Annotated in this window: 9 protein-coding genes; 4 read left to right on the plus strand and 5 right to left on the minus strand. The window is 56.6% G+C overall.

Annotated features, from left to right (window positions below):
* From GZH47_RS11620 to GZH47_RS11640, 5 genes are all read right to left on the minus strand, one after another.
* Positions 1–2,130, minus strand: a complete 2,130-nt coding sequence (locus tag GZH47_RS11620; protein WP_162640233.1) for an alpha/beta hydrolase family protein — start codon at positions 2,128–2,130, stop codon at positions 1–3.
* Positions 2,131–2,322: 192 nt separating this feature from the next.
* Positions 2,323–4,011 (minus strand): extracellular solute-binding protein, encoded by a 1,689-nt coding sequence (locus GZH47_RS11625; protein ID WP_162640234.1) that lies wholly within the window; start codon positions 4,009–4,011, stop codon positions 2,323–2,325.
* A gap of 67 nt (positions 4,012–4,078) precedes the next feature.
* The gene (locus tag GZH47_RS11630) at positions 4,079–4,966 is read right to left on the minus strand and encodes a carbohydrate ABC transporter permease (protein ID WP_162640235.1); all 888 of its coding nucleotides are present in this window, start codon (positions 4,964–4,966) and stop codon (positions 4,079–4,081) included.
* 21 nt (positions 4,967–4,987) lie between these two features.
* Positions 4,988–5,953, minus strand: a complete 966-nt coding sequence (locus GZH47_RS11635) for an ABC transporter permease (protein WP_162640236.1) — start codon at positions 5,951–5,953, stop codon at positions 4,988–4,990.
* Between the two features lie 26 nt (positions 5,954–5,979).
* Positions 5,980–6,783, minus strand: a complete 804-nt coding sequence (locus GZH47_RS11640; RefSeq protein ID WP_162640237.1) for a sugar phosphate isomerase/epimerase family protein — start codon at positions 6,781–6,783, stop codon at positions 5,980–5,982.
* Between the two features lie 246 nt (positions 6,784–7,029).
* On the opposite strand from GZH47_RS11640, the gene GZH47_RS11645 reads away from it, so the two are divergent.
* The 4 genes from GZH47_RS11645 to GZH47_RS11660 all read left to right on the plus strand — a co-directional run bounded on the left by GZH47_RS11645 (position 7,030) and on the right by GZH47_RS11660 (position 12,480).
* Positions 7,030–8,796, plus strand: coding sequence for a DUF4091 domain-containing protein (locus tag GZH47_RS11645; RefSeq protein WP_162640238.1), 1,767 nt, complete (start codon positions 7,030–7,032; stop codon positions 8,794–8,796).
* Positions 8,797–9,057: 261 nt separating this feature from the next.
* Complete coding sequence (locus GZH47_RS11650; RefSeq protein ID WP_162640239.1) at positions 9,058–10,149, plus strand: FUSC family protein; 1,092 nt, start codon at positions 9,058–9,060, stop codon at positions 10,147–10,149.
* 64 nt (positions 10,150–10,213) lie between these two features.
* Positions 10,214–11,215: a magnesium/cobalt transporter CorA gene (gene corA / locus GZH47_RS11655; RefSeq protein WP_162640240.1), complete on the plus strand. Its 1,002-nt coding sequence runs from the start codon at positions 10,214–10,216 to the stop codon at positions 11,213–11,215.
* Positions 11,216–11,451: 236 nt separating this feature from the next.
* Positions 11,452–12,480 (plus strand): phosphotransferase, encoded by a 1,029-nt coding sequence (locus GZH47_RS11660; protein WP_162640241.1) that lies wholly within the window; start codon positions 11,452–11,454, stop codon positions 12,478–12,480.
* The last annotated feature ends 47 nt before the right edge of the window (positions 12,481–12,527 follow it).

Below are 12,527 nucleotides of genomic sequence, written 5' to 3' on the forward strand. Positions count from 1 at the left end.
TTACGAACCTCCATGCCGCGGAATCGCAGGCCGTTTCATCGGGTCCAGCCAGTTCTTGACGATGACCTTCCCCGACTCTACCGCCTCCTGCAGCTCGTGAATATCGAAGGCCAGCAGCAGCCCGGGAACGATAATGCCCGCCTCGTACCGATGCTCCTCCGCCTCCGCAAAAGCACGGAAGCTTGCGAGCAGGCCCTCCGCATGCAAGCCATGAACCCTGCTCAGCACGGCTGCATACAACGCGGTCAAGGCATGTTCTTCCTGCCCGTAAAGCGTCACTTCCGCCCGCTCCCAGCCTGGCGTTCGCTGTAGGCTGCCGATGGCGGCCAGCGCATCCGCCACCCGCATTCCCTGCAGCGACCGGCCCAGCATCCGGACATTATAGCCGCTGGCCATCTCCGGATCGAACAGGCCGAAGGTGCAGTCCGGCGTAAGCGCCGACGGACCGGTTCCGCGCGGATGAACGACCGCCACGGCATCATAGCCGTCCTCCCGGAATTGTTGAAGCGCCGCGTCTTCCATGCCGCCGATGGCAAGACAAATGCGCTGCAGTTCCTTGCTGTCCGTGAACCGGCGAAGCGTCCCCGTAATGATCATGCCTTCTTCGCTCTCATAAGCGATGCCGCCATTGCCATCAGGCTCCAGCGGTGCGGCCTGTGCCTGCTGCTGCGGATGCTTCCCCAATCTCCCGATCTGCGCCTGCTGCAGCGGCGCGCCCTTAAGCTTCCCGCTTCCTGCCTGAATGTCCCCGCCATGCGCCCGATCTCCCTGCGACTCCTCCTCCGGCTGAAGCTGCAGCAACGACCGCAGTCGTTCCCGGACATCCTCCTGCTTCGGCTTATCGGGGAGCGCCTCCAGCCGCTCCCGGATAAGCTCCAGGAGCGATCCGCCCGGAGTGTTGCCCGCGGTGCCCAATGCCGAAGCTCCGTCGCCCGCCGGACCGCACAGCAATTCCGCTTCCGAAGGCAAACGCTCGTAATCGATGTCTTTCTCCGGCACGAACGCGACTTGAAAAGCGCGACAGAAGAAGCGAAGCACCTCTTCCCGCATATCCTGCCAGAAGCCGTGTCCCTTCATCACCGTATGGAGCTCCACCTGTTCCTCCGCATCAAGAAGCCGGTACAGCTTCTTCGCCTCGATGAACGCATCGCGCACGCCGTCGATCGGGAAGAAGTCGAACATCGCGCTGCCGATGTGATAGGGCCTCGGCGCTGCCGCCGTCACGAGATCGCCGTGATCGAGGCCGCGCTGCATGAAACCGGGCAGGCACTGCTCCGCGTCCTGCGCCATGATGCGGTAAAGCATGGAACGCAGCTCCGTGATATAACAGCATGGAGCGACTGCCTTCACCCGGTCGTCATATGCCCCCATATACGCCGACATCGTGCCGCCGCCGGAATTGCCGGTCACGCCGACGCGCTCGGCGTCCACCTCCGGCCGTGCCAGCAGATACGTCAGCGCGGCGATATTGTCGCGCATCATGTAGGCGCCGAGATGCTCGCCGAGCAAGCTCAGCTTCTGATCCAGGAAACAGTGCGCTTCGACCGGATCCAGCCATTCCCCGGAACCGGAACCAGTGCCGGTTTCGGCGCTTCCTCCCGCTTGAGGCAGCCGCCGCTCGCCCTGTCCGATCGGATCGAACGTAAGCACGCAGAAGCCGTTCAAGACCGCTTCGACGCAGAACGAAACGTACGCATCGTACGCTTTTCCCTCGTTGGAATGGCCGCACAGCAGCAGCAGCCCGGGCAGCGGGCCGGCACTTATCTTCGGGTAATAGAAGTTCCCCGACGCGAACAGCCCGGGAGTCGTTTCGATACGCACCTTATCGATGAGATAGCGGCCTTGGTCCAGCGTTCCCGTCACATGCGCGCTGCCTCCGGCGTCTTCCGGCAGCGGGCCGATGGACGCGCGAACCGCTTCCCGTACCTGCTGCTGGTACGCCAGCGCCTCCGTTTTGCCATTCACCTGCCGAAGCGCGGTCTTCCGCTTGACCAAATAATCGGCGTTCAGCCGATCGAGATAGCCGCGGAACGGCTGCCGATGGTACCGTTCAAGATCGGGATAGTCGTCGATATAAGACAGCTCCCGCCTCCGAATCGCCTGCTCTTCCTGCATGGAGATTGTACGCATAGCCGAACTCCTTTCGTCTCTCTTTCCGCTTTGCTTTGCCTCGTCCCGCAACACTTTCCGCTCTGCCATGCCTTGCCTCGTCTTGCCTTGCCTTGCCATACCCTGCCCTGTCACGTCAGCCATAAAACAAAGAGGAAGAGAGTTCCCTCTCCCCCTCCAGACTCCTCTAGTCATCGCTCCCGCCAAGATTGCTTACTTCCATTCCCCGACAATGCCGCTCTCGTCCAACTGCTGGTTGACCTGATCGATGATCGCCTGGCCGCCTTTGCTGAGATATTCCTTGACCATCTTATCCCAATCCGAAATCGGCTCCTGGCCGACGATCATCCGCGTCTGGTGATCGGCGATCGTCTGATCCAGCTCGGAACCGTTCGCGAACAGCAGGTCGGAGTGGATCCGATTGACCGGATCCAGATACGTTTTCGTCGACTTCAGCAGATCGACCGCCGATTGCACGAATCCTTTCGTGAACGGATCCTGCAGCACCATTGCCGGCTGCGTATCCTCGTCCGTCGGCGCCCAGTACCGCAAGCCTAAATACATCGTCGGCATCTCGCTGGCCGCACCGTCGATGTTGATGGCCACGCCGTTCTCCATGTTGTAGCCTTTGCCTACGCCGCCGTTCTGCCAGTCAAAATCCGCATTCTGATCATTGCGTTGATCGACCGGAATGAACGTCATGAAGTAGTTGATCATTTCGAGGATGCGGTTGATTTTGTCCGGATCGTCCTTCAGCTTCGCGTTCAAGCTGTGCAATTCATAATAGCCCGGCAAGCCGCTGAAGCCTTGCTGCCCGTCATCCTGCACGAACGGCGGAATGACCGCGAGCTCGGCCGCCGGATTCGCTTCCTTCAGCTGCTTGAAGCGCGTTTCCGAAATATCGTACGGCTGCTCGTAGAAGATACCGGTTTTGCCGGCGAAGAAGTCTTTGCGGGCGTCGCTCGACTTCGTGACGGCCCAGTCCTTGCTGACCGCGCCTGCCTGATACAGATCATGGAGCACCGTGACCTGCTTCTTGAAACCGTCGGAAATATTGCCCGGAATCAGCTGGCCCTTGTCATTCTTGTTATACCAGCCGCTGTCCCACTCCGCGCCCATCCAGGAACCGTAGACGATCCCCTTGGCGAGACCTAAGCCGAGCGTATCCTTCTTGCCGTTCTTATCCGGATCGTCTTTCGTGAAGGCAATGGCTACTTTCTCGAACTCGTCGTAATTCGTCGGCATCGACAGGCCGAGATTGTCGAGCCAGTCTTTGCGGATGATTGGCTTCTTGCCGTATTTGGCCGGGAAATAATTCGGAATGCCGTAGATCTTCCCGTCGACGGTCACGGCGTCCCAAACGTTCTTCGGTATGCTCTTGAGCGCCTCGTATTTATCGATGTAGTCGTTCAGCGGGAGGAACGCGCCCTGCCGCGCCCATTTGACGAAGTTGGCGTCGACGCCTTCCATGCCGATCATATCCGGCAGGTCGCCGGCCGCCATAACGACCGGCAGCTTGTTGGCATACTCGTCATAAGGCACGAACTGCGACTTGAGGTCGATGTTGAATTTCTCGTCGATCATCTTGGCGCCGTTCCCGTTCGGGTCCGGAAGAGGACTTGCCCAGGTGCCTTGAATGGCGGAAATGTCGAGTTTCTTGGTAACCGGATCGGCAGCGGCTTGATTATCGGTTTTATTATTCGTCGCGTTCGCTGGTTGATTGTCCGTCGTTGCCGGAGCATTGCCATTGCCGGAATCGGTCGTTGGCGTCGTATTCGCCGTATTGCTCTCTTTGTTGTTGTCGTTAGAGCCGCCGCAGCCGGCAATTCCGGTTACGAGGCAGACAGCCGCGATCAGCGTCACGAGTTTCTTCGTACTCGGCGCTTTCATCTTCGTTTTCATGCTTAACCCCTCCCAAAATATCCATCCTAAGGTTTGCCGAAACTTTATGCGATCGCCTTGCTGCCGCTTATCCTTTCACCGATCCCAGCATCACCCCCTTGGCAAAATGCTTTTGCAGAAACGGATACACGATCAGAATCGGCACCGTCGCTAAAATAATGGCTGCCATGCCGATCGTCTCCGGCGGCGGCAAGTGCGCGGACTGCGCGGCGTCGCGCGCTGCCGAGGCCAGCGTGTTAGTCGCATCGTCCAAAATGACGATTTGGCGCAGAATGACCTGCACGGTCCATTTTGCCGGATCATTCAAGTACAGGATGGCGGTAAAGTAGGTGTTCCATTGGCTGACCGCATAGAAGAGGCCGAAGGCGGCAAGCGCCGGTTTGGAGAGCGGAAGAATGATACGGGTGAAGATTTGCAAATCGTTCGCGCCGTCGATGACGGCCGCTTCGTTCAGCTCCTCCGGAATGCTCAGGAAGAACTGCCGCATGACGATCAGGTTAAAGGAGCCGATGGCATCCGGGATGATGAGCGACCAGTAGGAATCGATGAGGCCCGTCGCTTTGACGATCAGGTAAGTCGGAATCATGCCGGCGCCGAAGATGAAGGTAAACAAGACGAGGAACAGATAGAACCGCTGCCCCCATAGCCTTCTGGTCAGCGCGAACGCCATCGTGGAGGTAAGAAGCAGGCTCACGACGGAGCCGACGATTGTGATATACACGGTCACGCCGATGGAGCGGATGAACTCTTTGGAGTCGAAGATGAATCGGTACGCGTCCAGCACCCACGTCTTGGGGAACAGGAGCAGCTCGGTGTTCACGTACTCCTCGTAGGAAGAGAAGGATACCGCGATAATGTAATAGAACGGGAATATCATGACAAACGCCAGCAGCAGCAGCAGGAACAGGTTGATGCCGTCGGCAATACGGTCCGACAAGGTTCGTTTGATTGGCATTGCTCGCTCACTCCTCCCTTCTCAAAATACGCCTTCTTCCCCGAACTTCTTGGCCACCTTGTTCGCGGCGAGAATCAACACGAGGCCGACGACGCCCTTAAACAATCCGACTGCCGTACCGAAGCTGAAGTCTGACTGCTGGATGCCTTTGAAATAGACGAAGGTGTCCAGGACGTTCCCGACCTGCATCGTGAACGGATTCAGCATCAGGAAGATTTGCGTAAACCCGGAATCGAGCACGCTTCCCAGACGCAGGATGAGCAGGATGACGATCGTGCCACGAATGGCGGGAAGCGTAATATGCCATATTTGTCGCCATCTGTTCGCGCCGTCCACAATTGCCGCTTCATAGAGCGTCGGATTGACGCCGGACAAGGCCGCGAGGAAAATAATCGTGCCCCAGCCCGCTTCCTTCCAGATGACCTCCAGCACGATGAGCGGCATGAACCAGCTCGGCTCCTGAAGGAACGAAATCGGATCCATGCTGAAGGAGAGGTCCAGCAGCTTGTTGACGATGCCTTCCGTCTTCAGGAAGATCGTCACGATGCCGGCAACGACGACCCAAGAGAGGAAATGCGGCAAATAGACGACCGATTGAACGAGGCGCTTCACCCTTTGATTTTTCACTTCGTTCAGCATGAGGGCGAGAACGATCGGGATCGGGAAGGCGAACACGATCTGCAGGAACGAGAGATAAAGCGTGTTCCAGATGACCCGGATCACCTCCGCATCCTCGAAGATGCGCTTGAAATGCTTCAAGCCGACCCAGTCGCTGTGCATGAACCCTTGGAACGGACTGTAATCCTCGAACGCGATAATGTTGCCGAGCATCGGCACGTACCGGAACCAGATGAAATAGAGCAGGCCCGGAAGCAGCAGCAGAAACCCGTAGCGCTCCCGGAACAGCCGGGCAGCAAGCGATCTTTTCGGTGTCGTTGTTTGGGCAATCACCGTCGTTCCGGCTTCCGCCGGCGTCGTAATAGCCATGCCTCTTCGCCTCCTTCGCGATTGGTCTATGCCTTGATATAACGGATGAAATGCGGCAGCGCGACTTCCGGGCCGGCAATCTCCGGCACCCATCGCTTCTCCCATTCGAAGGACAGCCAGCCTTCATAGCCTTTGTCGGCCAGCAGCCGGACGCATTCCCGAATGGGCACGTTGCCCTCGCCGCACAGCGCGATCGGTCCATGCATGTCCGCGCCGCTCGTGTCTTTGATATGCGTATGCTTGATATAACGCCCTAGTCGTTCGTAAGTCGTTTCAAGCGGCTCCCCGTCGCCGTATTTGTACGGATTGTTGATGTCCCAGAGCACGCCGAACGCGCTGGAGTCGACCTGTTCCATCACGGCCTGCAGGCTGCGCGAATCCGAGAAGTCGCCGTGCGTTTCGATGAGCACGCTGACGCCCGTGCCTTCCGCATGGCGGCAGACCGCCTGCAGCCCCCTCGCGACTTGCGCGATCGTCGCCTCGCGCTGCCGCTCGTCCGGAATCGCATCTCCGAACACCCGGATATAAGGAACGCCGAGCTTCTCGGCCAGATCGACCGCCGCTTTGCCTTCTTCGATCGCGGCCTCCAGCTTCGCCGGATCGTGAAAGACGCAGGACGTGTCCAAGCTGATGATGGCCAGTCCATGCTGCCGCAGCTGCCGCATCGACCGATCGATATGTTCGGGCAGGAACGGCGTGCATTCGTGAAGCATCATTTCTTGCCCGATGCCGCGGATTTCGATTCCGTCATACCCGAGTGCGGACGCTTCCTGCAGGATCCGCTCCCAGCTCCAGTCCGGGCATGCCAGTGTGGAAAAAGCCAATTTCATGGACTCGCCTCCATCGTCGCTCGTACTTGCTGATTTCACTGTACCGGATGCCGCGGCGGAAAGAAATTGGACCATTTTTCAATCGTTCATTGATTTATCGCTGTCTATTAAATTCGTGAAGAATTGAAAAAAGCGACCAGACCTTTACGGAAAATTCGTGAACCATGCGAAATTGCTGCACTATCCCTTGGCTGCCGGAAGGCGCACAATGACTGTAGAGTGGAATTTGGAAGGAGAGGATCCAAGATGACGTACGCGGTATGGGCCGTGAACGACGGCGAGAAAGTATTGAAGGACGATCCGGCGAATCCGAATAAGGACGGCAACAGCGTCTGGGACGGACAAACGATCCGGCTGTTCGGCGCCAGGAACGAGACGGTCGCCTTTCAAGTGATCGTGGAGACCGGCGATACCGAAATATCCGGCCTCTATGTGGAGATGTCCGAGCTTGTCCATGCGGAGCACGGAGAGTGCCGAATCGAGAACGCCGCTGCACTGGACGCGGATCAGACGGATTATGTCGGACGGCGAATCGAAGTGTTTACGCAGCATTACTTGTATGTCTCCCCGGACCTCAGCACGGCGCCCCAATGGTTCTATGAAGAATCCGCGCCGCCACTGCACCGCTCCGGCTGGATCCCGGACGCGCTTATTCCCGCGGATGCCCGTCCGCGGCAGGGCGGTCAGCCGGTGCGCGTGTCCGCGCGTTCGAATCAAGGCTTCTGGATTGACGTCTACATCCCGCGCGAAGAGGCGCTGAAACCAGGCGTTTATCGCGGCAGCGTCACGGTCCGAAGCGGCGAAACGGATATTCGGACGCTGCCAGTCGAGCTTCAGCTCTATGACTTCGCGCTGCCTGACGAGAATCACTCGCTCACGTTCGTTTATACCAATGACGTATCCGAGTATTTCCCCGATACGCCGGACATCCGGGACCGGTTCCGCCGAATGGCGCACCGCCACCGCTTCGACCTCGTCGGCTCCGAGCCCCATGGCAAGCCGTTCGATGAAGAGATGCTGGAGCAGTACGCCCCCTACCTGAACGGATCGTTCTTCACGAAGGCGAACGGCTATGAAGGACCCGGCGAAGGCGTCGGGGAAGGCGTGTTTCCGATCGGCATGTACGGCTCCAAGGTACTCGGCAGCGAACCGGAAGCGATGCAGCGTGAAGCGGACAAATGGGTCTCGTACTTCGAGGAGCTGAATTGGCCCGGCACCTACTTCTGCTATCTGATCGATGAGCCGCTGCCGGCCAAGTATGAATGGATCCGCGAACAAGCGAACATCATTCACGGCTCCGAAGGCGCCGGCAAGCGGCTCCCGCTGCTCACGACAAGGTGCTATACGCCGGAGATCGAGGATGCCATCGATATCTGGTGCGCGCATACAATCGATCCGGAATCGGCGGAGCGCTGCCGGGAAACCGGTGACAAGCTGTGGTTCTATAACGGCTACCGGCCTTATCATGGTTCCTTGATTCTGGAAGCGGAAGCGGTGGACATGCGGGTCAACTCGTGGCTGCGCTTCCGATACGGCATCGAGGGCTACTTCGTCTGGCATGGCACGCACTGGCGGCATAATCATCAAGGCCCGCGGGGACGCTGGAATCAGAACGTCTTCGGCTATGCCGTGACGTTCATGTACGTGGCGAAGAACGAAGCCGCCTATTACGGCGAAGACGGCGTTCACTTCGGCAACGGGGACGGCCTCTTGTTCTATCCCGGCCGCGAGCCGTTCTTCCGCGAGCAGGACCGCGGCATCGACGGGCCGATCAGCTCGATTCGGATGAAGAATCTGCGTCGCGGCATCCAGGATTACGAATATTTATGGCTCGCCGCGCAGCGCGGCCGGCAAGCCGAGGCGGACGCCATCGCGCGCGAAGCGGTCCCGGCCGGCATGCACGAGACCGTCGCGGACGGCCAGGCCTCCTGGTCCTCCTGCGGCAGCAAGTGGGACGGCTACCGGAGGCAGGCGGCGGAATTGATCGCCGCGGCTGCGGTAGAGCAAGCTTAGTTGAGCGGATCGAACGTGCTCGTGTATAAATAGACGCCAAAAGGTGACGCAGCGGCTTCATGCTGCGTCGCCTATTTTTTGCGATTTCGGTCTGCTGCCGCTTGTTCGGGCATTTGGGCGCCGGTTACCGGCATGAAGCTCGCGGACAGATTAACGACCGAATTTCGTCACTTTACAATTCGTATAGATCCCTAGCATAATGTGAGGGAATCGACCGGTACTCTAGTTGCGTCAGCATTCAGTTAAAGCGGAGGATACATAATGAGTAACTATGACCAAGGGAACACAGGCTTAGGATTCATCTGGAGATACACGCTGCAGTGGTCAAATGAAACGCCGATCAATTACCCGCAAGTAATCGCAGGATTTATCGGGATGGCAGGCTGCCTTGCCATAGGATTCTATTTGAACAATCTCATGTTCGGATTACTAGCTACTTTTGGCGTCATGATCACGACGGATACCGCGTCCGACGGAACGACCAGGACATACATAACCGAGCTGTTTCGTACACTGGCGACAGGGACGGTTGCCATCGTTATAGGCATAACTATAGCAGGACACGGTTGGTTGACGGCTGGATTAATCGTAATGATCTCGACATTGGCGGCGCTGCTGGGAGGAATAAGCAGGTCCGCTGCGATAGCCGGCGTCCAACTTGTGATCCTTGCCATCATTGGTTCCAGCATGGGCGATGGAGGATTGGATCAGGAGATGTTCAAAATCCCTGTTTATTTTGCAACGGGTTCTTTGTTAGGACTAATCGTAGCTGTCATTGCCGGCTTCCTCATGCAGCAACCGCGGGACCGCGTACGATCCGCTCCGCCCGCTAAAATTTCTTATAAGCAGCGATTTACGCACTGGCGACGTAAATTAGCCCATTTTGCAGGCTGGAAATACACAGTTCGTGTCGCGTTATGCATGACGGCGGCACAATCGATCGGGATCGTCCTCCATCTTGAACGTTCCTATTGGATCGGCTTAACGGTGGCGATTGTCCTCAAGCGTGATTTAGCCTATTCACAAAGACGTATTTTTCAACGAGGCCTAGGTACGGCGGCGGGCGTACTGCTCGGAAGCTGTCTGTTGCTGTGGTCTCTGCCGCAATGGGATAGCGTGGTCGTTATCGGATTGCTTGGCGCGCTTCGTCCTATTTTCAAAAATCGAAGTTATGTGATCTATGCCATGCTTATGACACCGTTGATGTTCATGATGTTCAGCACCGGCAGTCCGGTGACGTCGCATCTGTTAGAAGATCGATTACTCGATACAATGATCGGCTGCGTGCTTGCTTATGTGCTTGGTTTCTATATATGGAAAGACAACTCCCAAGGAAACGTTAAGGAAGCATGATTGGCGCCGGCGTCAGCTAGTGATAGGATAAAGCTAACATCGATTGTAATGGAGGGCTAAACTCTTGATTCGGATTATGGCATTCACGCACGAAGGGGAGGTACATGAACGCCTCTCGCTGAACGAGCTGCCCAACGACCAATACGCATGGTTTTGGGCAGACTTCGACCGTCCCACGCAGGATGAAATCAGTCTGCTCACCGATAAGTTCGGGTTCCATAAGCTTGCGGTGGAAGATTGCCTGCACCATCTGCCTAGGCCGAAGATCGAATTCTATAGCGATCACAGCTTCGTCGTGATTCACTCGCTGCAAGGCGAGAACCTTCTGCCGGAAGAGGTGGACCTGTTTATTGGCGAAGGTTACATCGTCACCTTCCATATGGAGCGTAACGATGTGGTGAACCGGGCGATGGAGAAAGTGCATCGCAAGCGGCCTATGGGCTCATCGCCCCGTTACGCGGCATTTCTCGTCATCGACGAAATGGTCGACGACTTGTTCCCGGCGCTGCTCCAAATCGAGGATCGGCTGGATACGATCGAGAATGAATCCATGCGCAGCAATGCGGCGGGCGGGATTTTCGATCGGATCTATGACATTCGCGCCGATTTGCTCAAGATGCGGCGCGTCATATACCCGATGCGAGATCTGCTCTATCGCGTCGTGAACTCGGAGAGGCTCGAACTGGACGACGAGAGCCGTCTGCATTTCATGGACGTCTATGATCATTTATTGAAACTGTCCGAGAAAATCGTCGACGACCGCGAGACGACGGCCGACATCATCGAGAACATCAACTCCGTTCTGAACCAGCGGACGAACGAGGTGACGCTGCGGACGAACGACATCGTATTCATACTCACGATTATTTCGGTCATTTTCATGCCGCTCTCCTTCATCGTCGGCCTGTACGGCATGAACTTCATCGATATGCCCGAGCTTCATTGGAAGTATGGGTATGTCTACGCTTGGACACTTATGATCGTGATCGTGGCCATCATGGTATACGTATTCCGCAAGCTGAAGTGGCTGACGTGGAACAGCAATGGTAGCGGCGATAGGAAGTAATGGAATCGTAACAGCCGGATCTATTAGGCAGCCTGCCCGGCTTATACGAACGGGACAGAATAGTTATAACCAAAGTCTTCCTGAAATCAGGGATTACATTTGATAAAATCATCCAAGAAGCTCGTTTTATGGCTGTCCTTTTCTCAATTAGACGGGTATCTATGTCCCGCAGCATGATCATGCGTATATCCTGGATAGACGCGCTAAGCATTGAGCAAGAAGAAACGGAGGAATGAATGAATACGATTAAACGCGAGAAACTGAATGTTGCCTTAACCCGACAGTTCAAGAAGGAAATCATCGCGGCCGACTATCGGACGGTACCGTTACAGGGCGGAACCGTGGGAAATGTGCACCTGGTATCGGGGACCGCCGAAACCGCGGAAGGCGAAATATTGCCGTTCCGGATCGTCCTGAAAATCCAGAAGGAATGGGAGCGTTACGGCGACCCGGGTTCATGGCGCCGGGAATATGATCTCTACTCGTCCGACTTGGGAGCGGCTTTCTCCCCGTCCCTCCGTTGGCCGACATGTTATCATGCCGAGTTCAATGCCGAAGTGAATGAATACCGGCTGTGGCTGGAATATATCGACGGCGTAAGCGGCTTGGACTTGACCGCCGACATGTATGCAGAGGCCGCGCTGGAGTTAGGGCGTTTTCAAGGCAAGCTGTATGCGGAACAGCCCGCCGTGCTGCAGAGCCTGACCAACCTGAGCCATGCGGATTTCATGAAGAATACGTATTTGCATTACCGCTCTTGGCCGGTCGTCTACGATTATATACGTTCAGAAGACTGTGAATTGCCGCTGCATCTGCGGCAAATGCTCATCGAGATCGACGAGCAGGCAGACGAGATATTCGCTCGTATTCACAAATTGCCCCTCGTGCTCTGTCATCGCGATTTCTGGGTAACCAACCTGATCCATGCCGACGGGAATTTCGCGCTCATCGATTGGGATACTTGCGGCTGGGGCTGCCTCGGCGAGGATCTCGCAAGCCTGATCGCTGACGAACCGGATATCGATCGCATGGTCGAACACTACCGGCGATGCATCCCCGCGTATTACAAAGGCTTCTCGGAGCATGCGGACGTATCCCGCATCGAGGATCATTGCGTCTATGAGCTAATCCTTCTCGTATTCGGGTACAGGCTTATCGAGGGGTATCTCCACGCAGAGGCCGATGACGGGAAAACGAAGCATGTCCATACGCTCCAACAAATCCATGAAATGAAGACCGCGCCATTAATGGTCTCATCCGGTTAACTTCCTAATTTCTTTTTGGCCTCTACCTCTTTTGGTTCGCAGAGGAC

The sequence above is a fragment of the Paenibacillus rhizovicinus genome (assembly GCF_010365285.1).
In the GTDB taxonomy this organism is placed as follows: Bacteria; Bacillota; Bacilli; order Paenibacillales; family Paenibacillaceae; genus Paenibacillus_Z; species Paenibacillus_Z rhizovicinus.